Genomic DNA, 22,853 nt, shown 5'->3' with positions numbered 1-22,853 from the left:
ATGGCCAAGTGACAGTTTTCTTGCGAACCATTCGGTACATTTCGTTGCGCAAAATGTAACCAGCATTTGCTACACACTCCTCTCACCGGGATAATGCGCGCCACTCGGCGCCCTGCGCCACGTCAAGCCTGCTGCGGCTTTGGCCACTCAACGCGTCAACAAATGCCCGCAGGGGCGGGATGAATGTCCGTGATCAACTTCAACATCGCCCAATGGCGCGCGTGGGCCCCCGGGCTCGACAGCGTGGACGCCTGGCAGGCCTGGAGCCGACACCCGGTCGTGCTCCAGCGCAGTGATGCCGCGCCCGATGTATCGTTTTTACCGGCCATGCAGCGCCGCCGCCTCAGCCGCCTGGCGCGTATGGCATTCAGCGTTGGCTGGCCCCTCGCCGACGGACGGGAGAATCTGCCCCTGGTGTTTGTTTCGCGTCACGGCGAAACCCCGCGCACCTACGAGATCCTCAGCGATCTGGCCAACGAACAGCCACTGTCACCGACGCAGTTCAGCCTGTCGGTGCACAACGCGATCATCGGCCTGTGGTCGATCATGCGCGGCGAAAGCAGCGAAATGACCGCCCTCGCCGCTGCTGGCGACGGCCTTGAACACGGCATGCTGGAAGCCGCAGCCCTGCTCAACGAAGGCGCTCCGGCAGTGCTGCTGGTGATCACCGAAGAGCAGCCGCCCGAAGCATATTCCGCGTGGATCGATGATGTGCCGTTTCCCTACGCACTCGGTCTTTTGCTCACCCCCGGTACCGACTGGCGGCTGACCCTGAACAGCACCACAGAAACACGGTCAAAAGCGCACTGGCCTCACGCGCTCAATCTGTTGCGCACCCTGCTCGGCCAGCAACCCCTTTGCCAACATGCGTGGAAAAATCGTGTATGGACCTGGCAACGCAACCCGTGACCGAGAAAAACCGCGACGCCTATTACTGGCGGTTGCTGTCCACCGCCGCAAGCTTCGCTCTCTTCGGGATTGGCGGGCTGTGCCTGCGCGTGCTGGTCTTTCCGCTGCTGGGCTGCCTGCCCGGTGATGCCCTCGCGCATCGCCAGCGCGCGCGGCAGACCGTCAGCCGGTTGTTCTGGTTTTTCGTGCGCTTCATGGCCCGCACCGGTGTGCTGACCTACGACATTCAGGGGGCCGAGCGTCTCGGCCGACCGGGGCAGATGATCATTGCCAACCATCCGTCGCTGATCGACGTGGTGTTCCTGATCGGTCTGGTGCGCCAGGCCAATTGCGTGGTGAAGAAAAGCCTGTGGGAAAATCCTTTCACCCGTGGCCCGTTGCGCAGCACTGAATACATCAGCAACGACGGCAGCATGGACATGCTTGATGCCGCCGCCCAATCCCTGCAAAACGGCCAGACCCTGATCATTTTCCCGGAAGGCACCCGCACCCAGCCGGGGCAGGCGCCAGCCTTCCATCGGGGCGCCGCGGCAATTGCCCTGCGCGGTGCGAAAATCCTCACGCCGGTGGTCATCAAGGTCAGCCCGACCACACTGACCAAAGCCGAACCCTGGTATCGGATCCCCAGCCGCCGCGTGCACTTCAGTTTTCGCGTCGGGGCCGATATAGACCCACAGACTTTCGCCGCGCAGGGGCCCGCACCGCAGGCCTCGCGCAAGCTCAACGATTATTTGCACAACTATTTCATTAAGGAGCTCGCCGAAGATGAGCGATCTGAATCGTGACATCAAACTGCTGATCATCGATGCCCTTGGCCTCGAAGACATCAGCGTCGACGACATCGGCGACGAGCAGACGCTGTTCGGCGAAGGCCTCGGCCTGGATTCCGTCGACGCGCTGGAACTGGGCCTGGCCATCCAGAAGAAATACGGCATCAAAATCGACGCCGACGCCAAAGACACCCGTAACCATTTCACCAACGTGGCCAGCCTTGCGGCGTTCGTCACGGCAAAACAGGCAGCTTGAGACCGGACCATGCAAACTCGTGACGATATTTTCAACACCCTGCGCGATGCCTTGGTCGAGTTGTTCGAACTGGATCCTGCTCGTGTGAGCCTGGAGTCCAATCTGTATCAGGACCTGGAAATCGACAGCATCGACGCGGTCGATCTGATCGATCACATCAAGCGCCAGACCGGCAAGAAAATTGCCGCCGAAGAATTCAAATCGGTGCGCACGGTCGGTGACGTGGTCGAGGCGGTCTACCGTCTGGTTCAACCGGCCGCATGAGCCGACTGATCGGCCTCGGCCTGCTGCTGGCCGGTCTGCTGTACCCCTTTGCGGTGTATTTCGGCATGGAGCATTTTGCTCCGTGGCAGTTCGGCCTGCTGTTGGGCAGCCTCTGGCTGGCGCGGGCGCTGACCGGCGAGCGCAAGCCCGGCAGCCTGTGGATGGCTGGCGTGGCAATCGTCTTTTGCCTGTTGCTGGCACTGTTCGACAGCCCGCTGTTGCTGCGCTGGTATCCGGTGCTGATCAGCGCTTTCATGCTGGTGCTGTTCAGCCTGAGCCTGAAATTCGGCCCGCCGATGGTCGAGCGCTTGGCGCGCTTGCGTGAGCCAGAGCTGCCGGACATTGCGATTCGCTATACGCGAAAGGTCACGGTGGCCTGGAGCGTGTTTTTCTTCTGCAACGGTTTGTGCGCCGCCCTCCTGACCCTTTGGGCGCCGCTGAATTGGTGGATGTTGTACACCGGCCTGATCTCCTATGGATTGATCGGCCTGATGTTTGCCATTGAATGGCTGATACGACAACGGGTAAGAGGCCGTACATGAACTGGATAAAACTTGAGCAGCTGTTGCTCAAGCCTGTGCCGGCGCGGGCCATCAGCCACGCACCGGCGCTCGATCACGCGCACCTGTGCGAACAGGCGCTGAGCATTGCTGCGGGTCTGCAAGCGCAGGGCGTGAAGCGCCTGGCGGTGCATCTTGAGGATGCCGCCGAACTGGCCATCGCTTTGCTGGGCGCCTGGCGTGCCGGCGTCAGTGTGCTGCTGCCTTCGGATCTGCAAGCACAAACCCGCCAGCGCTGGTCCGCTGAAGTCGATCGGTGGCTGACGGATCAAGCCGATGACGCGCAACTGAGCGACTTTAATCAGCCGCCGTTGCCCGGTGCCGAACTGGATCTCGACCAGTGCCGTCTGAGCCTGTGTACGTCCGGCTCCAGCGGCGAGCCCAAGCGCATCGACAAGACCCTGCGCCAACTGGCCAACGAAGTCCAAGCGCTGGAGCAACTGTGGGGCGCAGACCTCGGTGAGGCCTGCATCATCGGCAGCGTCGCCACCCAACACATCTACGGTTTGCTGTTTCGTGTGCTGTGGCCGCTGTGCGCCGGGCGTACTTTTGTGCGGCAGCAACTGGCCTTCCCGGAAGATATGCAGCGCGCCAGCCGCGAATATCCGGCCTTCGCCTGGGTCGCCAGCCCGGCGCTGCTCAAACGCATGGGCGACAACCTCGACTGGCCTGCCCTGAGCGCCGTGCGCCGAGTGTTTTCCTCCGGTGGGGCGTTGCCGCTTGAGGCCGCGCAGAGTCTGCAACAGCGGTTGCAGCAGTGGCCGACAGAAATTCTCGGCAGCTCGGAAACCGGCGGCATTGCCTGGCGTCTGGGTGAACAACTGTGGCAACCGTTCGCCGGTGTTGAATTGAATCAGGACAGCGACGGTGCGCTGTTGATCACTTCGCCTTATCTGCCCGCCGGCCATGTCGAGCACACCGCCGATGCTGCACGCATTGCCGCCGACGGTCGTTTTCAGTTGCTGGGACGGCTGGACCGCATCGTCAAGCTTGAAGAAAAACGCATCTCGCTGCCGATGCTGGAACAGGCCTTGGTCGCCCATGAGTGGGTCGCCGAAGCGCGCTTGGGCGTGGTCCAGGAAAACCGTGCTTCCCTCGGTGCATTGCTGGTGCTTAGCGAGGACGGCCTGTTTGCCTTGCGTGAGCACGGCCGCCGCAGCCTGACTGAAACCCTGCGCCAGCACTTGCGCCAACACTGCGAAGCCCTGGCCTTGCCCCGGCGCTGGCGGCTGGTGCGGCAATTGCCGTTGAACAGCCAAGGCAAGCTGCCGCAGGCCGATATCGAAGCGTTGTTGATGGCGCCGCGACCGAAAGCACCGCAAGTGCTGGAGCAGGTCGAAACCGCTGGCGAATGGAGCCTGCAACTCAGCGTGCCAGCGGATCTGGCCTATTTCAGCGGCCACTTCCCTAAAGCCCCGGTATTGCCAGGCGTGGTGCAAGTGGAATGGGCGCTGAATCTCGGGCGCCAATTGCTCAACCTGACCGGTCCGTTTGCCGGCATGGAAGTGTTGAAATTTCAGCAGCTAGTGCGGCCCGGTGATGAAATCCAGCTGCACCTGCGCTTTGATCCTGAGCGCAGCAAACTGTATTTCGCTTATCGCAATGACACCGCGACCTGTTCCAGTGGGCGGATTCTTTTGGGTATTGAGCATGATTGACCTTGGTGAGTGCTACGCACTCAATCGCAAGCAGGCTCACTCTTACCGGGATAGTCGATATGCATAACCCTTGCGCCGTGATCCCGGTTTACAACCACGAAACCGCGATTGCCACCGTGGTCGACGCCCTGCTCGCCCAAGGCCTGCCGTGCATTCTGGTGGATGACGCCAGCAGCCAATCCTGCGCGAAGGTGCTCGACACTCTGGCCGAACGCGACAAGGTGCATTTGGTACGCCTCACCGCCAATCAGGGCAAGGGCGGCGCCGTGATGACCGGCCTGCGCGAGGCCTCGCTCTTGGGTTTCAGCCATGCGTTACAGGTCGATGCCGACGGTCAGCACGACTTGCACGATGTAGCGCGCTTTGTCGACGAGTCCCGCGCCCACCCCGAGGCGATGATCTGCGGTTATCCGCTGTTCGACGAGAGTGTGCCGAAAGGCCGTCTGTACGCGCGCTACCTGACCCACGTCATGGTCTGGATCAACACGCTGTCACTTCAGATCCGCGATTCGATGTGTGGTTTTCGCGTCTATCCGCTGGTCCCGACGCTGGCGGTGATCGACTCGGCGAAAGTCGGCAAGCGCATGGATTTCGACTCGGACATTCTCGTGCGCCTGTCGTGGCGCAATCAGCCGATGCGCTGGCTGCAAACCAGCGTGCACTACCCGCTGGACGGTGTGTCGCACTTCCGTCTGTTCCACGACAACGCGCTGATTTCCAGCATGCACACGCGGCTGTTCCTCGGCATGTTGCTGCGCTTTCCGGTGATCCTCTGGCGGCGGTGGCGCGCATGACCGGCGAAGCCGACAAGAAGCACTGGGCTGATCGCGAGGAGCGCGGCAGTTTTCTGCTGATGAAATTCACCGCGTTCGCCGCCAAGGTCCTTGGCCGACGCCTGCTCAGCCCATTGCTGTACGGCATCGTCCTGTACTTTTTCCTGTTCGGCCGCACCGCGCGACGCAGCGCCTGGCAATATCAACAACGCCTGGCAGAGTGGTCTCAGCGCGACGCATTGCGCCCGACGCATTGGCGGGTGTTCGCTCAATTCATGGCGTTCGCCGATTCGATGCTCGACAAGCTCGACGTGTGGAACGGCAAAATCCGTATCGAACAAATCGAAATCATTGACCCGGCCCTGCTGCGCAATCAGTTGCGTGGCAGTCGCGGGCAACTGCTGGTCGGCGCACACCTGGGCAACCTTGAAGTGTGCCGCGCACTGGCGGAGATCGGCGAAAAGGTCACCATGAACGTACTGGTGCACACCAAGCACGCCGAGCAATTCAACCGTCTGCTAGGTGAAGCCGGGGCGACCAATCTGCGCCTGATTCAGGTCAGCGAACTCGACCCGGTGATCATGCTGCAACTGCACGAACGCCTGGAGCGCGGCGAGTGGCTGGCGATTGCCGGCGACCGCGTGCCGCTGCATGGCGGACGCAGTGTGACCGTGGACTTTCTCGGTCATCCGGCGCCGTTCCCGCAAGGCCCGTGGCTGCTCGCCGGTTTGCTGAAATGCCCGGTCAATCTGTTGATGTGCCTGAAACAGCCGGACGGCCACTATCGCCTGACCCTCGAGCCCTTCGCCGACGCCGTGACGTGGACACGCCGCGAGCGCGAGCAGGTCATTCATCAGTGGGCCACCCGCTATGCGCAGCGCCTGAGTCACTATTGCCTCGAAGCGCCGCAACAATGGTTCAACTTTTACCCTTTCTGGAAGACCGATGACGACGCCAACCCATGAGCCGGTAACCTTCGGCGAACGCCCTCTGCGCATCGAAGACGTGCTGGCCCTCGCCAACCGTCAGGCGCCCGTGCAGTTGCAGAGCGACGCCGACTATCGCGAGCGCATCGCCAAAGGCGCGCGGTTTCTCGATTCGCTGCTGGACAAGGAAGGCGTTATCTACGGCGTGACCACCGGTTACGGTGATTCCTGCGTGGTCGCGGTGCCGCTGCATCACGTTGAAGCGTTGCCGCGTCACCTCTACACCTTCCACGGTTGCGGGCTGGGCAAACTGCTCGACGCGCAAGCCACCCGCGCGGTGCTGGCGGCGCGCTTGCAGTCGCTGTGCCACGGCGTTTCCGGAGTGCGCGTTGAGCTGCTGGAGCGGCTGCATGCCTTCCTCGAATACGACATTCTGCCGCTGATTCCGGAAGAAGGTTCAGTCGGCGCCAGCGGCGATCTGACGCCGCTGTCTTACGTCGCGGCAACGCTGTCCGGCGAGCGCGAAGTGATGTTCCGTGGCGAGCGCCGTCAGGCGGCCGATGTGCATCGCGAACTCGGCTGGACACCGCTGGTGCTGCGCCCGAAAGAAGCCTTGGCGCTGATGAACGGCACCGCCGTGATGACCGGCCTGGCCTGCCTCGCCTTCGCCCGCGCCGACTATCTGTTGCAACTGGCCACGCGCATCACCGCGCTCAACGTGGTCGCTCTGCAAGGCAACCCTGAGCACTTCGACGAACGTCTGTTCGCCGCCAAACCCCACCCGGGGCAAATGCAGGTCGCCGCGTGGCTGCGCAAGGATCTGGCCATCGACGCGCCGACCGCGCCACTGCATCGCTTGCAGGATCGCTATTCGCTGCGTTGCGCGCCGCACGTGCTCGGCGTGTTGGCCGACAGCCTGAACTGGCTGCGCTCGTTCATCGAAACCGAACTGAACAGCGCCAACGACAACCCGATCATCGACGCCGAAGCCGAACGCGTATTGCACGGCGGGCACTTCTACGGCGGGCATATCGCGTTCGCCATGGACAGCCTGAAGAATCTGGTCGCCAACGTCGCCGACCTGCTCGACCGGCAACTCGCGCTGCTGGTCGATGAGCGCTATAACCACGGCCTGCCGAGCAACCTCTCCGGCGCGCCGGCGGATCGCGCGATGCTCAACCATGGCTTCAAAGCCGTGCAGATCGGCACCAGCGCCTGGACCGCCGAAGCGCTGAAAAACACCATGCCGGCCAGCGTGTTCTCGCGTTCCACCGAGTGCCACAACCAGGACAAGGTCAGCATGGGCACCATCGCCGCTCGCGATGCGATTCGCGTGCTGGAGCTGACCGAACAGGTCGCCGCCGCCACCCTGCTCGCCGCCAATCAAGGCGTGTGGCTGCGCGCCCAGGCTGAAGACGCGCGACCGCTGCCGCCATCGCTCGCTGCGATGCATGAAGAATTGTCCAAAGACTTCCCGCCGGTCATCGAAGACCGTGCACTGGAAGGCGAACTGCGCCTGTGCCTGCAACGCATCGCCGCGCAACACTGGAGGCTGCATGCGTAGCGCCGGAGTACTTCACGCCGACACCGAAATCCTCGTGCCGTTTTTTGACGTCGACACCATGCACGTGGTCTGGCACGGCCATTACGTCAAATACCTGGAAGTCGCGCGGTGTGCGCTGCTGGACAAGATCGGCCACAACTACACGCACATGGTCGAGTCCGGTTACGCCTGGCCGGTCATCGACCTGCAACTGCGCTATGTGCGTGGTGCGGTGTTCGGCCAGCGCCTGAATGTGCGCGCCAGCCTGGTTGAGTGGGAAAACCGTCTGAAGATCAATTATCTGATCACCGACCTGCACAGCGGCGAACGCCTGACCCGTGCCAGCTCGGTGCAGGTTGCCGTCGAAGTGAGCAGCCGCGAGATGCAGCTGGCTTCGCCGAAAGTCTTCACCGATGCCGTGGAAAGGATGCTGCGATGAACCTGTTTTCCCGAAGCCTTGGCGTGCTGGCGCTGCTGGCCGTGTCGTCGCTGGCCAACGCCTTCGACCTGCAACAACTCAGCGAACAACTGGCGAAACCGGATGTGATCCACGGCCAGTTCATCCAGGAAAAACACCTGCGCGCCCTGCCCCAGCCGCTGCTCAGCAAGGGCAGTTTTGTTCTGGCGAAAAACCACGGCCTGCTCTGGCTGCTGAAAACGCCGCTGCAGCAGGACTACCGCATCAGCGCCAAGGGCATCGCTCGCCGGGACGATAACGGCTGGCAATTGCTGCCGAACAAGAGTGCCGGAGCCGAGCAGAACCGCTTGTTCCTCGCCGTGCTGCAAGGCGACAGCAGCGGCCTGCAACGCGACTTCGAACTGGCGCTGAATGGCGACGCGCAACAGTGGAAACTCACGCTGACCCCGCGTTCGCTGCTGCTCAAGCAAGTGTTCAAACAGATCAACATCGACGGCGGCGCGCTGGTGCAGACCATCGAGCTGCTGGAAACCCAGGGCGACAGCACCGTGCTGCGCATGCAGAACAGCAACGCCAATCAACCGTTGAGCGACGCGGAGCAACATGACTTTGCCGAGTGAACGCAGGCTGCCCTGGCTGTTCCTGATTCTGCTGCTGGCGGTCGTCGCGCTGGCCGGCTGGCAGTGGCGCGAGGGTGCGCCGCTGTCGGCGAACCTGATGGAGCTGGTGCCCGGCACCCACCCTGACGCCCTCGAACAGCGCGCCGAACAGCGCATGCAGGAGCCGCTCAACCGCGAGATGCTGGTACTGGTCGGCCACGCCGATCGCCCGCAAGCCGTGGCCATGGCACAGACGCTGGGCGAGCAATGGCAAGCCAGCGGCCTGTTCGAAAAAGTGCAGTGGAACCTGCAAGCGGATCTGCCGGCCCTGCGCACGCAACTGCTGCAAGGGCGACTGGCGATGCTCTCGGCGGATGATCGGCAACTGCTGATCGAACACCCCGACGTGTTCATGCAGCAGCGCGTACAGGCCCTGTTCGATCCATTCAACGGTTTCACTTTGGTGCCTAGCCAGGATGACTGGCTGGGCCTGACCGGGCGCATCCAGAATAGCCAGCCGAAGCACGGCGCAGTGCAACTGGACATCGGCAGCGGCGCGTTGGTCGCCGATGCCGACGGCAAGAGCTGGGTGCTGCTGCGCGCACGCACCACTGGCAATGCCTTCGACATGAACCTGCCACTGCAAGTCGCCGCACTGCTGCAACACAGTCGCGAGCAGGCCGCGAAATCCGACGTGCAACTGCTGGCCGCCAGTGGCTTGCTGTACGCGGCCAACGGTCAGCAGCAAGCCACTCGCGAGATGACCTGGGTCGGCGGCGGCGCAACGGTCGGCATTCTGTTGCTGCTATTGCTCGCTTTCCGTCGCTGGCGCGTGTTGCTGGCGTTCGTGCCGGTGCTCGTTGGCATGCTGTTCGGGGCGGTGGCGTGTGTCGCGCTGTTCGGCCACATGCATGTGATGACACTGGTGCTCGGCTCCAGCCTGATCGGCGTGGCGGTGGACTACCCGCTGCACTATCTGTCGAAGAGCTGGAGCCTGAAACCGTGGCGCAGTTGGCCGGCCTTGCGCCTGACGCTGTCGGGGCTGACGCTGAGCCTGATCACCAGCACCATTGGTTATCTGGCGCTGGCCTGGACGCCATTTCCGGCGTTGACGCAGATCGCAGTGTTCTCGGCCGCCGGCCTGCTCGGCGCGTATTTGTCAGCGGTGTGCCTGCTGCCGGCGCTGCTGAAAAACGTCGAATTACGCCCAGCGCAGTGGCCGCTGACGTTGGCCGAACGCTTGGTCAATCTGCGCGAGAAACTTCTCGAACGCGTGCGCACGCCGGTGCTGCTGGCGTTACTGATCGCCTTCTGCGCTGGCGGCCTGATGCAGTTGCAAAGCAAAAACGACATCCGCCAGTGGGTCGGCGCACCACAACACCTGACCGATGAAGCGCAAACCATCGCGCGAATCACCGGCTATCAACCGACCAGCCAGTTCTTCCTGGTGCGTGCCGCCAATCAGCAGCAATTGCTGGAGCGTCAGGCTGCGCTGAGCGAGCGCCTGCAACAACTGGTCAACCTCGACAAACTGCAAGGCTATCTGGCGCTCGATCAATTGGTCAGTCCGCCGAGCCAACAGGAACAGGTTCGCGCAGCACTGAACAAACTGCCGCAGTACTGGCAGCCACTGCTTGACCTCGGCGTACCACCCGCCGCGCTGCAAAACGAACTGCAACAGTTGCAGACCATTCCCGCCGAAGACATCGACGCCGCACTGGCCGGTCCGCTCGGCGAGCCTTATCGCACGCTGTGGCTCGGCGCGACCGAAGACGGCGTAGCGGCAATGACCAGCCTGCAAGGCCTGAATAACCCGGCGCTGTTGCGCGTGCAGGCACTGGACTTGCCCGGCGTGATGCTGGTTGATCGTCTCGGCGAGCTGAATCAAGTATTTGCCGCGACGCAGATCAGCGCGGCCGAACTGAAGCTCGCATCCTGCGTGTTGATCGTGCTGGTGCTGATCGTGCCGTTCGGCTTCGGTGGTGCGCTGCGCATCGTCGCATTGCCGCTGCTCGCCGCGCTGTGCAGTCTGGCCAGCCTTGGCTGGCTCGGTCAGCCGCTGACCTTGTTCAGCCTGTTCGGCCTGCTGCTGGTGACGGCGATCAGCGTCGATTACGCGATTCTCATGCGTGAGCAAGTGGGCGGCGCAGCGGTGAGCCTGCTCGGCACGCTGTTGGCGGCGCTGACAACGTGGCTGTCGTTCGGGCTGCTGGCGGTTTCCAGCACACCGGCGGTGAGCAATTTCGGCTTGTCGGTCAGCCTCGGTCTGGCATTCAGTTTCATGCTCGCGCCGTGGGCCGGACGCCACGAACAGCGGGCCGCCGTTGCGGAGTCGAGAACATGATGGTCGTCGGATTCTGGCTGCTGGCCCTGGCATTGTTCGCCGTGGCCACCCGTATCGGTCGTCACTTCGGTCTGATTCCGATTGTCAGCCAGTTGCTGCTGGCGAGCTTCGGCTTGCCACTGCTGATGTATTTCTGGATCGAACCGGGCTGGCAACTCAGCGGCGCGCAACTGATCGCCCCCGAGTGGCTGAAGCACCTCTACAGCCTGAGTTTTGCCCTGCTGCTCGGGCACATTCTCAGTGATGTGATCGATCTGAAGCTGGACCGTCAAAGCGTGAAAATTGCGCTGCCGAGTTTCGCCGTGCCATTCGCCTGTGGCCTGGCCACTGCCTGTTGGCTGCTGCCGACGCAAGCGTGGCTCAACTCGCTGGCCATCGGTCTGGTGTTCGCGATTACCGCGATCCCGGTGCTGTACCTGTATCTGCGGCACATCGATTATCCGCCGGCCGCCACCCGCCGGTTGGTGCAGACCGCGATCCTGATTGATCTGACCTGCTGGACGCTGTTCGGCCTCGCTCAAGGCAGTCTGCACCTGAGCAGTCTGTTGCTGCCGCTGGGCCTGGCGTGTGTGCCGCTGTTGCTGCATCTGTTCGCTGTGCGCCGACCGCTGACTTATAGCCTCGGGTTCTTTGCGCTGCTGGTGATGGCCGAGCATTACAAACTCAACGCGCTGATCTTCGGTATCGGCTATCTGCTGTGTATGGCCGCGCTGAAAGTGCCGCTGGTGCTGCCGTTGCCGGCGCGCTGGATGAACCGTTTGCAGACAGGGCTGGCAATACCCTTGATTCTCACCTTCGGCATTGTGCAAATCGACGTGCACAGTGCCCTCGCCAGCCTCGGCGCGGTGCAATGGGCGGCGCTGCTGCTGTTGCCGATTGCCAGTAAACTGCTGGGTAACTGGCTCGGCCTCGGCTGGGCCGGCGCTTCGTTCGAAGGCGCCAGCCGTTGGCGCGAAAGCGTGCTGCTGAACATTCGCGGCCTGAGTGAAATCGTCTTTCTCAATTTGCTGTTGCAACAACAACTCATCACACCGGCGCTGTACTTTGCGCTGATGCTGATGGGCCTGATCGCGACGCTGCTACCGGCCCTCATCGGCCTGCATCGCGCACCGCGGGATATCAAATCCCACCTGCCCCGGAGTTCACGTGCCAATCGTTGAAATGGAATCCCGTCAGGTCGTGATCATCGGTGCCGGCCCGTCCGGCGCCATCGCCGCTGCGCTGCTCAAGCGCAAGGGCCACGATGTACTGGTGATCGAGCGCCAGCACTTCCCACGCTTTTCGATCGGCGAAAGCCTGCTCAGCCATTGCCTGGATTTCGTCGAAGAGGCTGGCATGCTCGACGCCGTCAACGCCGCCGGATTCCAGCGCAAGACTGGTGCCGCATTCGCCTGGGGTGAGCGTTACAGCGCCTTCGATTTCGCTGACACCTTTACCGGCGGCAAGCCGACCACGTTTCAGGTGCAACGCGCCGACTTCGACAAGCTGCTGGCCGATCAGGCGGCGTTGCAAGGCGCGGAAATCCGCTACGGCGATGCCATCGTCAGCGTCGATTTCGACCGGGCGAAACCGCAGCTGGATGTGCGCCGCGAAGACGGCAGTGAATATCGTCTCGAAGCGGATTTCGTCCTCGATGCCAGTGGTTATGGCCGCGTGCTGTCACGCCTGCTGGATCTGGAAGCACCGTCGAATTTCCCGGTGCGTCAGGCGGTGTTCACCCACGTTGAAGATCACATCGACAACCCGGCATTCGACCGCGAGAAAATCCTCGTCACCACGCATCCGGAACATCGCGATATCTGGTTCTGGACGATCCCGTTCAGCAACGGACGCTGCTCGGTGGGGGTGGTCGCCGCCGAGGAACATTTCAAGGGCCGTAACAGCGATCTGGATGCCTGCCTGCGCAGCTTCATCGCCGAAACCCCGAGCCTTGCCGGCGTGCTCGACAACGCCGTGTGGGACACGCCGGCGCGTACGCTCGGCGGTTACGCCGCCAATGTGAAAACCCTGCACGGCCCGGGCTTCGCCCTGCTCGGCAACGCGGCAGAATTTCTCGACCCGGTGTTCTCCTCCGGCGTGACCATCGCCATGCGCTCGGCCAGCATGGCCGCCGCCGTGCTGCACCGGCAGTTGCAAGGTGAAACGGTCGACTGGCAAAGCGAATTTGCCGAGCCGCTCAAGCGCGGCGTCGACACCTTCCGCTGCTATGTCGAGGGCTGGTATGCCGGCACTTTTCAAGACGTGATTTTTTATGAAGACAGTCAGGCGGAAATCCGTCGGATGATCTGCTCGATCCTCGCCGGTTATGCCTGGGATGAGCGCAACCCGTTCGTCAGCGAAGCGCGCCGCCGCTTGAAGATGATTTCCGAACTCTGTGCAAAGGACGCCCCATGAATTACTTGAGCGACAGCTACGTCGAGGAAACCCGCTTTGGTTTCTGGTTCCTGCGCAGCCACACCTGGCAGCACCACGTGTTGCGTGTCGCGATCAATGACTTGCGCGGGCTGTTCAGTGAAGCGCTGCCGGAACATCCTGTGTTGCTGGATGCCGGTTGCGGTCAGGGCAAGTCCTTCGGCCATCTGCGCCAGGCCTTTGCGCCACAGCGTTTGATCGGCGTTGATGCCGACCCGCACAGCCTTGAGTTGAGTGGCGAAGAAGCGGTGCGTCTGAATCTGACCGTGGAACTGATCGGCAGCGATTGCGCGACGCTCAATGTGCCGGACGCCAGCGTTGACCTGCTGTTCTGCCACCAGACCTTTCATCATCTGGTCGAGCAGGAAAAGGCCTTGGCCGAGTTTTACCGGGTGCTGAAACCGGGTGGCTATCTGCTGTTCGCCGAGTCCACCGAGGCTTACATTGATACGTGGGTGATTCGCTGGTTGTTTCGTCATCCGATGCATGTGCAGAAGAGTGCAGCGCAGTACCTGGAGATGATTCGCGGGCAGGGTTTCGAGTTTGGCGAACGCAATGTCTCGTACCCGTATCTGTGGTGGAGCCGGTCGAAGGATTTTGGCTTGCTGGAGCGGGTTGGCTTACTCAAACCCAAACCATTCGGTCAGCGCGAAGAGACGTTGGTCAACGTTGTTGCGCGCAAGCCGCTTGAAGGTGTTCTCTGATGTTGTACATAACCTGTAGGAGTGAGCCCGCTCGCGATAGCGGTGGGTCAGCCGACATGTTTTTCGAATGTGCCACCGCCATCGCGAGCAGGCTCACTCCTACAGTGTCCGCGGTGTGGCGACTTTTTGTGGTCGGCATGATGCTTCTGTTGAGTGCCTGCGCCAGCCAGGCGCCGTTGCCGACGGGCAATCCGACGCTGCCGCTGCCGTTGCAAATGCACATCGAACGCCAGCAAGCCGGGCAACGCCAGGACTGGCTGCTGGTGATCCAGCGTGAAGGCCCGGGCATTCGCTGGTCGATGATGGATCCGCTGGGTATTCCTCAGGCCCGTCAGCAACTGGTCGACGGCCACTGGCAAGCCGATGGTCTGCTGCCGCCGAACCCGGAAGCCCGCGAATTGTTTGCCGCGCTACTGTTCGCCCTGACCCCGTCCGAGGAGTTGCAGCGTAATTACCCCGGCGCGCAGCAACAGGGTCAGCAACGCGCTCTGTCAGCGCGCTGGGACATCCGTTATTCACAACCGTTGAGCTTCGAATTGAACCTGCCCCAAGGCCCGCACTATCGCGTTACTCCGCTGAGTGAACCGACGCCATGACCGCTTACCTGAATGCCCTCGGCGTCATTTGCGCGCTGGGCCGCGACAAGTCCGAAGTCGCACGCAAGCTGTTTGCCGGCGACTGCTCGGGCATGCGCCGCGAGTCCGGCTGGGTGGCGGAGCGTGAGTTGCCCGTGGCCGCCGTCGAGGGCGAACTGACGCCGATCCCGGCAGCGCTCGCCGATCAGCGCAGCCGCAATAATCAGCTGTTGCTGGAGGCAGCGCTGCAGGTTCGCGATGACATCGATCAAGCAATCCGGACCTTTGGCCGTGACCGCATCGGCGTGGTCCTCGGCACCAGCACCTCGGGCATCGACGAGGCCAGCCGTGGCCTGGCGCACTATATTCGCGAGCAACAGTTCCCGGCCGAATACGATTACCGTCAGCAGGAACTCGGCGCGCCGGCCAACTTCCTCGCCGACTGGCTGCAACTGAGCGGCCCGGCCTATGTGATTTCCACGGCGTGCACCTCCAGCGCCCGGGCACTGATGAGCGCTCAGCGTTTGCTCGATCTGGGCCTGTGCGACGCGGTGCTGTGTGGCGGCGTCGACAGCCTGTGCAAACTGACCCTCAACGGTTTCTCGTCACTCGAAGCAATGTCCGACGAACGCTGCAATCCGTTCTCGGCCAACCGCAGCGGCATCAACATCGGTGAGGCGGCGGTGCTGTTCGTCATGAGCAGGCAACCCGGTGACGGCCCGGCCATTGCCTTGCTCGGCGCCGGTGCCAGCTCCGACGCGCATCATATTTCCGCCCCTGAGCCGACGGGGCGCGGGGCGCTGCAAGCCATGCAGAAAGCCTTGAACCGCGCGCACCTGCACGCAACGCAGATCAACTACCTGAACCTGCACGGCACCGCCACCCAACACAACGACGCCATGGAGAGTCTGGCGGTCGCGGCGTTGTTCCCTGATGGCGTGGCGTGCTCGTCGACCAAACCGATGACCGGCCACACCCTCGGTGCGGCCGGTGCGCTGGAAGCGGCGTTTTGCTGGTTAAGCCTGAGCGCCGAAAACCCCGGCCACGCCTTGCCGCCTCACGTCTGGGACGCTCAGCCCGATCCTGCGCTGCCAGCGCTGAACTGGGTGACCGCAAGCGAGCGCCTGACGTCCATTGCACCCCGCTACCTGATGAGCAACTCGTTTGCCTTCGGCGGCAATAACGTCAGCCTGATTATCGGAGACGCCCCATGACGCCCTGGCCGCTCGCCGAACTGCTGCCCCACGCGGGCGACATGATTCTGATCGACAGCATCTCAAGCTTTGACGATGAGCAGATTTTCACCCGCCTCACGGTCAAGCCTGATGGCCTGTTCAATCTGCCCGACGGCAGCCTGCCGGCGTGGGTCGGCATGGAGTTGATGGCGCAGAGCGTCGCCGCATTTGCCGGTTGCCACGCACGGCAGAAAGGCAACCCGGTGGAGCTGGGTTTTCTGCTCGGCACACGCAAGTTTGAGTGCAACGTCGAAGCCTTCCCCGCCGGTAGCCAGTTGAGCATCCATGGTCTGCGCTCGCTGGAAGATGATAACGGCATGGGCGTGTTCGAATGCCATATCAATGGCGATGGCATCCACGCCAGCGCGCGGCTGAACGTTTTCCGTCCGCCTCGGGTAAATCAATATCTGCAACAGACAAAGGAGTCGAACGATGACTGAATCCGTACTGGTCACCGGCTCCAGCCGTGGCATCGGCCGCGCCATCGCCTTGCGCCTCGCGCAGGCCGGACATGACATTGTCTTGCATTGCCGCAGCGGCATGACTGAAGCGCAAGCCGTTCAGGCTGAGATCGAAGCACTGGGGCGCAAGGCGCGGATCCTGCAATTCGATGTCGCCGACCGCGAAGCCTGCAAAACCATTCTTGAAGCCGATGTCGAAACCCATGGCGCCTATTACGGCGTGGTGCTGAACGCCGGGCTGACCCGCGACGGCGCGTTTCCAGCGCTGAGCGACGATGATTGGGACGTGGTCTTGCGCACCAACCTCGACGGTTTCTACAACGTCCTGCACCCGGTGATGATGCCGATGATCCGCCGCCGCGCCGCCGGTCGCATTGTTTGCATCACCTCGGTCTCAGGGCTGATCGGCAACCGTGGCCAGGTCAATTACAGCGCCTCCAAGGCTGGCGTGATCGGCGCGGCAAAGGCGTTGGCGATCGAACTGGGCAAGCGCAAAATCACCGTTAACTGCGTCGCGCCGGGCCTGATCGACACGGCCATGCTCGATGAAAACGTGCCGGTGGATGAGTTGATGAAGATGATTCCCGCGCAACGCATGGGCACCCCGGAAGAGGTGGCCAGTGCGGTGAATTTCCTGATGTCGGCGGAAGCCTCGTACATCACCCGCCAGGTCCTGGCAGTCAACGGAGGCTTGTGCTGATGAAGCGCGTCGTCGTCACCGGCATGGCCGGCATCACTTCGCTGGGCAGCGACTGGGACACCATCGCCGGCAACTTTGCGGCCAATCGCAGCGGCATCCGCCGGATGGACGAGTGGGATCGTTTCAGCGAACTCAACACCCGCCTGGCCGGGCCGATCGATGATTTTGAAGTGCCTGCGCACTGGACCCGCAAGCAACTGCGCAGCATGGGCCGGGTGTCGCGTCTTGCGGTGGGTGCGGCGGAACAGGCACTCGCCGACGCCGGCCTGCTCGGCGATCCTTCGATCAAGGATGGCCGCATGGGCGTCGCTTGCGGTTCGTCTACCGGCAGCACCGACGAGATCAAAGCGTTCGGCAACATGCTGCTCAACTCGGTCGCCGAAGGCCTCAACGCCAACTCCTACGTGCGGATGATGCCGCACACCACCGCCGCCAACATCAGCATCTTCTTTGGCCTGACCGGGCGGCTGATCCCGACGTCCAGCGCCTGCACCAGCGGCAGTCAGGGCATCGGTTACGCCTACGAGGCGATCAAGTTCGGCCGCCTGCCGTTGATGCTCGCCGGCGGCGCCGAAGAGCTGTGCCCGACCGAAGCCATGGTCTTCGACGCGCTCTACGCCACCAGCCTGAAAAACGATGCGCCGCAGACCAGCCCACGCCCGTACGACAAGGGCCGCGACGGTCTGGTGATCGGTGAAGGCGGCGGCATGCTGGTCCTCGAAGAGCTGGAACACGCCCTCGCGCGCGGTGCGCACATCCATGCCGAGATCGTCGGCTTCGGCAGCAACGCCGACGGCCAGCACACCACACGCCCGGAACAAGTGACCATGCGCCGTGCGATGGAACTGGCGCTGGAAGACGCCGGCCTGACACCGGATGCCATTGGCTATGTAAATGGTCACGGCACCGCTACAGAACAGGGCGACATTGCCGAAACACTGGCGACGAGCAGTTTGTTCGGTGAACGCATGCCGATCAGCTCGCAGAAAAGCTTCCTCGGCCACACCCTCGGCGCCTGCGGCGCGCTGGAGTCGTGGTTCAGCATCGAGATGATGAACCGCGACCTGTACGTGCACACGTTCAACCTCGACGAGGTCGATCCGCACTGCGGCAAACTCGATTACCTGCGCGGTGAATTCCGCCAGATGCATCACGACTATGTGATGAACAACAATTTCGCTTTTGGTGGCGTCAACACCTCGTTGATTTTCCGCCGCTGGCACTGACCGCAACACGTTTGGAGTGAAGGGAATGACTCAGTTTCACCGCATCGCCGCTCTGTTGGCACTCGCTTTTGTGCTCGGCGGTTGCACCAGCAAACCGGTTTACAACGCCAAGGAAGAGTTCTCGCCCAACCTCGGTTTCACCCAGCAACAGATGAGCCGCGCGATCGTCACCGCACTCAACGACCGTCAATGGGTCGTGCAGTCGGTGCGTCCGGGCATGATCAAAGCGGCGATCACCGTGCGCGGTCGCCATCACGCCGAAGTCGATATTCCGTTCACCCCAACCTCGTTCGAAATCGACTACCGCAGCAGCTACGGCCTCGACGCCAAGGACGGCAAGATCCACGGCAACTACAACCGCTGGGTCAACCGCCTGCGCGACAACGTGCTCAAAGAACTGTCGATCAACCCGGACATCGAATTCGTCAACGACCTGGGCATCGTCAAGCAAGGTGCCGACGAGCCGACCTACCTGAGCTTTCGCGAGGGCGTCAAACGCGCCACCGACGCCGGCCTGCTCGACGGTAGCGTGAAGTTCTACCTGGCCGGCGAAACCCTGCCCAAACAAGTGCGCAAACTCGACACCGTCAGCAGCAGCCGCAAAACCAACGGCTCGAACAAATCCGACGAAGACGCCTGCTTCTGGGCCCTGCAATCGGCTTTGGCCACCCTGCAGAACGCCGCGAAAAAAGCCGACGCCAACGCCGTGATCAACATCGCCAGCGTCGACCAGCGCGACCTGTACAAAGACACCGAGAAATTCCAGTGCCGTGCCGGCATGGTGGTTTCGAGCGTGGCGTTGCGCGGGGATCTGGCGCACGTGGATTGATGGGATTGTAGAAACGACAAAGGGCGCCATTCGGCGCCCTTTCAGAAACAGGTCGGCTTGTCATCGCCGATTACCTGTCTGGCTCTGCGATGGCTGGTCACCCAGGATCCTCAGAGTCTCACAAGCCCCTTGCGGGAACGCTCGCAGTATTGCCTGAATCATCAATCCGGACAACGGCTGGCGTTTGGCCTCACTGCGCCACTTCTGTAGCCATTACAGCCCAAGCGCCCGCCTGACGGAAGCTTTAACGGCGCAGAACTCTTCTGTTTCAAGGTATGAGATCAGATAGACGCGCCTTCCTTCACGATCTCTGCTTTTGATCCGGTCCAGTCGGGAAAGGCTGACAGTGGCCACCATATCGCACTTCGCCCAACAGATCGGGCTGGCGCCTTGAAGATGGCTGGAGAGTTCGAAATGGTGATCTAGTAAGTAATCCGGCGCAGTGGTACTCAGCGGTACGACCGTCACCAACATACTGTTGGTTCTGTGTTTGCGTATTACGACAACGGGTCTGACCTTGACCATCTCAGGTACTTCATAACCTCTGAAGTCGCAGATCAGAACACTACCTTCCTTGGGCTGGTATCGAAGTGGCATCCATGGCACTCACTTAAAGAAACCGATTCTGCGCAAGAAAAGAAACACTCGCTAAAACAGTTCGTAACCGCAAATGTGGTGAATACGGCTCCACAAGCTGAACACTCGCCACACAGCATCTACACTCGCTCATGCAGGTCATCAATACGCCTGTAGGAACGGCGAGCCTATCGGCCCTGCACTCGCGGTTCTCTTTCACCGTCAAGGAGATGACCATGCAAGTGAAAGCCCTGATCGCCGCCGCACTTTTCGCGCTACTGCCCAGCGCCGGCCACGCCACCAACCTCATGTATATGCCGTTCGAAACCGTACTCTCGGACGCGATTCGCGCCGGGCGGCTGGATGGCAGTGTGAAGTTTTATCTGGCCGGGAACGGGCCTCAGGGCACTCAACGGTTGTTGCAGCGCGATGTCATCAGTGATCTGAAAACCAACGGTTTCAACAAGAGCGACCATGATTCCTGCGAGTGGGTGCTGCAATCGAATCTGATCAAGTTGCAGGCCGATGCCAAGCGGGTCGGGGCAAATGCGGTGGTCAATATCGTCAGCTATTACGACCAGCATGTGCGCAAGGATTTGAATACGTACGAGTGCCGGGCGGGGATTTTTGTCACGCGGGTGGCGTTGAGAGGCGATTTGGTGCGGTTGCCCTGAAGGCAAGATCAAAAGATCGTAGCCTTCGACAGCTCCTGCAATGAAATTCGCCTTTCCCTGTAGGAGCTGCCGAAGGCTGCGATCCCTTAAGCGGACTCGACCTTGCGTGTGAGCAGCTCGACAAACGCCTTGGCCATCGGCGATTTCTGATCCTTGCGCTGCACCAGCCACACCGCAGAAACAGCCTCTGGATCCAGCAACGGTCGATAAACCACGCCGTCGATACGCATCCGCTGATAAGACGCCGGCAGTACCGAAACCCCCAGCCCCGCTGCGACCAGACCGATGATGGTCATCGCCTCCCCCGCTTCCTGGGCGAAGTGCGGGCTGAACCCGGCATCGCGCGCCAGACTCAGCAATTGCGCATACAACCCGCTGCCGTAGCTGCGCGGAAAGAACACGAACGGCTCCAGCGCCAGCGCCGAGAGGAACAAGCCCTGCTCCGACCCCTGCGCCAGTGGATGCTTGGAACCGAGCACCGCGACCAGTGGCTCGCGCATCAACTCAACCACACTCAGCGAATCCGGCAAACCCAGCGGGCGCATGATGCCCACCTCGATCGACTCATCCACCAGGCCCTCGGCAACTTGCGTGCTACTCATCTCGCGAAGGTTGAGGTGCACCGCCGGAAAACGCTGACGGAAGGAAAAGATCGCCTGCGGAATCGTCGAGTTGAACGGCGCCGAAGAGGTGAAGCCAATCTTCAGCTCACCCAATTCACCCTGTTGCGCACGCCGGGCGACGTCCGACGCTTTATCGACCTGCGCCAGCACCAGCCGCGCCTCCTGCAGAAACAATCGCCCCGCCTCACTCAGCTCGACCCGACGATTGGTCCGCTCGAACAGTCGCGCGCCAACCTCTTGCTCCAATGCCTGAATCTGCTGACTCAGCGGCGGCTGAGAAATCCCCAGCACCTGTGCAGCGCGGCCGAAGTGCAGTTCTTCGGCGACGGCAATGAAGTAGCGCAGATGACGCAATTCCATGGAAACCCCATTAGGTCGTAAAAGCTATCAAACAGGTCGAACAATATATTGGATAGAAACATTAGCCAGCTATATGATTTTTTCATTGCCTGCCTGGCCGTGCCCTCCGAGGTCTGAAGTGAAAACTGCTGTCGCGCCCCTAGCCCATGAAGTCCCGCCCGCTGCGGCGGACGATGTCGTCGCCGAACTGCAAGAGATTTACATCGAAAAAGGCACACCGATGTTCATGCGCACGGTGCTGGCACTGTTCAGCGGCGGTTTCGCGACGTTTGCCCTGTTGTATTGCGTGCAGCCAATGATGCCGCTGTTGTCCCACGAATATGGAATCAACGCCGCGCAGAGCAGCCTGATCCTCTCGGTGGCCACCGGCATGCTCGCCATCGGCCTGCTGATCACCGGACCGATTTCCGATCGGGTCGGGCGCAAACCGGTGATGGTCGCTGCACTGTTCGCCGCAGCGCTGTGCACCATGGCCAGCGCGATGATGCCGAGCTGGCACGGCGTGCTGATCATGCGGGCGCTGATCGGGCTGTCGCTGAGTGGGCTGGCGGCGGTGGCCATGACCTATCTGAGCGAAGAGATCCACCCGCAACACATCGGTCTGGCGATGGGCTTGTACATCGGCGGCAATGCGATTGGCGGGATGAGCGGGCGCTTGATCACCGGCGTGCTGATCGACTTCGTCAGTTGGCACACGGCGATGCTGGTGATCGGCGGTCTGGCGATGATTGCGGCAGCGGTGTTCTGGAAGATTCTTCCCGAGTCGCGCAACTTCCGCTCACGTTCACTGCACCCGCGCAGCTTGCTCGACGGTTTCACCATGCACTTTCGCGATGCCGGTCTGCCGCTACTGTTTCTTGAAGCGTTTTTGCTGATGGGCGCGTTCGTCACGCTGTTCAACTACATCGGCTATCGCTTGCTGGCGGCGCCGTACAACCTTGATCAAGTATTCGTCGGGTTGTTGTCGGTGGTTTACCTGTCGGGGATTTACAGCTCGGCGAAGATTGGCTCGCTGGCGGACAAGCTGGGCCGACGCAAAGTGCTGTGGGCGACCATTGCGCTGATGTTTGCCGGCCTGGCGTTGACGATGTTTACACCGCTGCTGCTCGTGATCGTGGGGATGTTGATCTTCACCTTTGGCTTCTTTGGCGCGCATTCGGTGGCGAGTAGCTGGATCGGTCGGCGGGCGATCAAGGCCAAGGGCCAGGCGTCGTCGTTGTATCTGTTCAGTTATTACGCGGGGTCGAGTATTGCCGGGACGGCGGGTGGGGTGTTCTGGCATCTGGGCGGGTGGAACGGGATTGGCCTGTTCATTGGAGCGCTGTTGCTAGTGGCGCTGCTGGTGGCGTTGAAACTGGCGAAGTTGCCGCCTCTCGGTGGTGTCAAAGCTTAAAAGCAAAAGATCGCAGCCTGCGGCAGCTCCTACAGGGAAACGCGAATCCCAATGTAGGAGCTGCC

General features: G+C 61.8%; 25 protein-coding genes. 23 read left to right on the top strand and 2 right to left on the bottom strand.

Annotated features, from left to right (window positions below):
- Positions 1–183: 183 nt before the first annotated feature.
- The 21 genes from P3G59_RS02285 to P3G59_RS02185 all read left to right on the top strand — a co-directional run bounded on the left by P3G59_RS02285 (position 184) and on the right by P3G59_RS02185 (position 19,162).
- Entirely contained in the window at positions 184–909 is a 726-nt protein-coding gene (locus P3G59_RS02285; RefSeq protein ID WP_277760294.1) for a beta-ketoacyl synthase chain length factor, read from the top strand.
- Positions 885–1,694 (top strand): lysophospholipid acyltransferase family protein, encoded by an 810-nt coding sequence (locus tag P3G59_RS02280; RefSeq protein ID WP_277760293.1) that lies wholly within the window; start codon positions 885–887, stop codon positions 1,692–1,694. Before P3G59_RS02285 ends, P3G59_RS02280 begins: the two co-directional genes overlap by 25 nt.
- Complete coding sequence (locus tag P3G59_RS02275; protein ID WP_016983882.1) at positions 1,675–1,935, top strand: phosphopantetheine-binding protein; 261 nt, start codon at positions 1,675–1,677, stop codon at positions 1,933–1,935. Before P3G59_RS02280 ends, P3G59_RS02275 begins: the two co-directional genes overlap by 20 nt.
- A 9-nt stretch (positions 1,936–1,944) precedes the next feature.
- Positions 1,945–2,199, top strand: coding sequence for an acyl carrier protein (locus tag P3G59_RS02270; RefSeq protein WP_007909503.1), 255 nt, complete (start codon positions 1,945–1,947; stop codon positions 2,197–2,199).
- The gene (locus P3G59_RS02265) at positions 2,196–2,741 is read left to right on the top strand and encodes a hypothetical protein (RefSeq protein WP_277760292.1); all 546 of its coding nucleotides are present in this window, start codon (positions 2,196–2,198) and stop codon (positions 2,739–2,741) included. Before P3G59_RS02270 ends, P3G59_RS02265 begins: the two co-directional genes overlap by 4 nt.
- A complete protein-coding gene (locus P3G59_RS02260; protein ID WP_277760291.1) occupies positions 2,738–4,417 on the top strand; it encodes an acyl-CoA synthetase family protein in 1,680 nt (559 codons plus the stop codon). The genes P3G59_RS02265 and P3G59_RS02260 overlap by 4 nt, the downstream gene beginning before the upstream one ends.
- Positions 4,418–4,476: 59 nt before the next feature.
- Positions 4,477–5,211 carry a glycosyltransferase family 2 protein gene (locus P3G59_RS02255; protein ID WP_277760290.1) on the top strand — a complete coding sequence of 245 codons (735 nt, stop codon included), beginning with the start codon at positions 4,477–4,479 and terminating at the stop codon, positions 5,209–5,211.
- The gene (locus P3G59_RS02250) at positions 5,208–6,155 is read left to right on the top strand and encodes a glycosyl transferase (protein WP_277760289.1); all 948 of its coding nucleotides are present in this window, start codon (positions 5,208–5,210) and stop codon (positions 6,153–6,155) included. The genes P3G59_RS02255 and P3G59_RS02250 overlap by 4 nt, the downstream gene beginning before the upstream one ends.
- Positions 6,136–7,680 (top strand): aromatic amino acid ammonia-lyase, encoded by a 1,545-nt coding sequence (locus P3G59_RS02245; RefSeq protein WP_277760288.1) that lies wholly within the window; start codon positions 6,136–6,138, stop codon positions 7,678–7,680. Before P3G59_RS02250 ends, P3G59_RS02245 begins: the two co-directional genes overlap by 20 nt.
- Entirely contained in the window at positions 7,673–8,098 is a 426-nt protein-coding gene (locus P3G59_RS02240) for an acyl-CoA thioesterase (RefSeq protein WP_277760287.1), read from the top strand. Before P3G59_RS02245 ends, P3G59_RS02240 begins: the two co-directional genes overlap by 8 nt.
- Positions 8,095–8,697 (top strand): outer membrane lipoprotein carrier protein LolA, encoded by a 603-nt coding sequence (locus P3G59_RS02235; protein WP_277760286.1) that lies wholly within the window; start codon positions 8,095–8,097, stop codon positions 8,695–8,697. The genes P3G59_RS02240 and P3G59_RS02235 overlap by 4 nt, the downstream gene beginning before the upstream one ends.
- Complete coding sequence (locus P3G59_RS02230; protein ID WP_277760285.1) at positions 8,681–11,020, top strand: MMPL family transporter; 2,340 nt, start codon at positions 8,681–8,683, stop codon at positions 11,018–11,020. Before P3G59_RS02235 ends, P3G59_RS02230 begins: the two co-directional genes overlap by 17 nt.
- Positions 11,017–12,180: a sodium:proton antiporter gene (locus P3G59_RS02225; RefSeq protein ID WP_277760284.1), complete on the top strand. Its 1,164-nt coding sequence runs from the start codon at positions 11,017–11,019 to the stop codon at positions 12,178–12,180. Before P3G59_RS02230 ends, P3G59_RS02225 begins: the two co-directional genes overlap by 4 nt.
- Positions 12,167–13,414: an NAD(P)/FAD-dependent oxidoreductase gene (locus P3G59_RS02220; RefSeq protein WP_277760283.1), complete on the top strand. Its 1,248-nt coding sequence runs from the start codon at positions 12,167–12,169 to the stop codon at positions 13,412–13,414. Before P3G59_RS02225 ends, P3G59_RS02220 begins: the two co-directional genes overlap by 14 nt.
- The gene (locus P3G59_RS02215; protein WP_277760282.1) at positions 13,411–14,136 is read left to right on the top strand and encodes a class I SAM-dependent methyltransferase; all 726 of its coding nucleotides are present in this window, start codon (positions 13,411–13,413) and stop codon (positions 14,134–14,136) included. The genes P3G59_RS02220 and P3G59_RS02215 overlap by 4 nt, the downstream gene beginning before the upstream one ends.
- A 113-nt stretch (positions 14,137–14,249) precedes the next feature.
- Entirely contained in the window at positions 14,250–14,732 is a 483-nt protein-coding gene (locus P3G59_RS02210; protein ID WP_347276966.1) for a DUF3261 domain-containing protein, read from the top strand.
- Positions 14,729–15,925, top strand: a complete 1,197-nt coding sequence (locus tag P3G59_RS02205) for a beta-ketoacyl-[acyl-carrier-protein] synthase family protein (RefSeq protein ID WP_277760280.1) — start codon at positions 14,729–14,731, stop codon at positions 15,923–15,925. Before P3G59_RS02210 ends, P3G59_RS02205 begins: the two co-directional genes overlap by 4 nt.
- Positions 15,922–16,386, top strand: coding sequence for a hotdog family protein (locus P3G59_RS02200; RefSeq protein ID WP_277760279.1), 465 nt, complete (start codon positions 15,922–15,924; stop codon positions 16,384–16,386). Before P3G59_RS02205 ends, P3G59_RS02200 begins: the two co-directional genes overlap by 4 nt.
- Complete coding sequence (fabG, locus tag P3G59_RS02195; protein ID WP_277760278.1) at positions 16,379–17,107, top strand: 3-oxoacyl-ACP reductase FabG; 729 nt, start codon at positions 16,379–16,381, stop codon at positions 17,105–17,107. The genes P3G59_RS02200 and fabG overlap by 8 nt, the downstream gene beginning before the upstream one ends.
- Positions 17,107–18,333, top strand: coding sequence for a beta-ketoacyl-ACP synthase (locus P3G59_RS02190; protein ID WP_277760277.1), 1,227 nt, complete (start codon positions 17,107–17,109; stop codon positions 18,331–18,333). Before fabG ends, P3G59_RS02190 begins: the two co-directional genes overlap by 1 nt.
- Positions 18,334–18,358: 25 nt before the next feature.
- Positions 18,359–19,162 (top strand): hypothetical protein, encoded by an 804-nt coding sequence (locus P3G59_RS02185; RefSeq protein ID WP_277760276.1) that lies wholly within the window; start codon positions 18,359–18,361, stop codon positions 19,160–19,162.
- Positions 19,163–19,375: 213 nt separating this feature from the next.
- On the opposite strand, the gene P3G59_RS02180 is transcribed toward P3G59_RS02185, so the two are convergent.
- Positions 19,376–19,759, bottom strand: a complete 384-nt coding sequence (locus P3G59_RS02180; RefSeq protein ID WP_277760275.1) for a type II toxin-antitoxin system PemK/MazF family toxin — start codon at positions 19,757–19,759, stop codon at positions 19,376–19,378.
- Positions 19,760–19,974: 215 nt separating this feature from the next.
- On the opposite strand from P3G59_RS02180, the gene P3G59_RS02175 reads away from it, so the two are divergent.
- Complete coding sequence (locus P3G59_RS02175) at positions 19,975–20,412, top strand: excinuclease (RefSeq protein WP_277760274.1); 438 nt, start codon at positions 19,975–19,977, stop codon at positions 20,410–20,412.
- Between the two features lie 86 nt (positions 20,413–20,498).
- On the opposite strand, the gene P3G59_RS02170 is transcribed toward P3G59_RS02175, so the two are convergent.
- The gene (locus P3G59_RS02170; protein ID WP_277760273.1) at positions 20,499–21,395 is read right to left on the bottom strand and encodes a LysR family transcriptional regulator; all 897 of its coding nucleotides are present in this window, start codon (positions 21,393–21,395) and stop codon (positions 20,499–20,501) included.
- Positions 21,396–21,513: 118 nt separating this feature from the next.
- On the opposite strand from P3G59_RS02170, the gene P3G59_RS02165 reads away from it, so the two are divergent.
- Positions 21,514–22,788 carry an MFS transporter gene (locus tag P3G59_RS02165; RefSeq protein ID WP_277760272.1) on the top strand — a complete coding sequence of 425 codons (1,275 nt, stop codon included), beginning with the start codon at positions 21,514–21,516 and terminating at the stop codon, positions 22,786–22,788.
- The last annotated feature ends 65 nt before the right edge of the window (positions 22,789–22,853 follow it).

Origin of the sequence: Pseudomonas sp. A34-9 (assembly GCF_029543085.1) — a bacterium.
Lineage (GTDB): Bacteria > Pseudomonadota > Gammaproteobacteria > Pseudomonadales > Pseudomonadaceae > Aquipseudomonas.
This window is presented reverse-complemented; position numbering and strand designations above follow the sequence as displayed.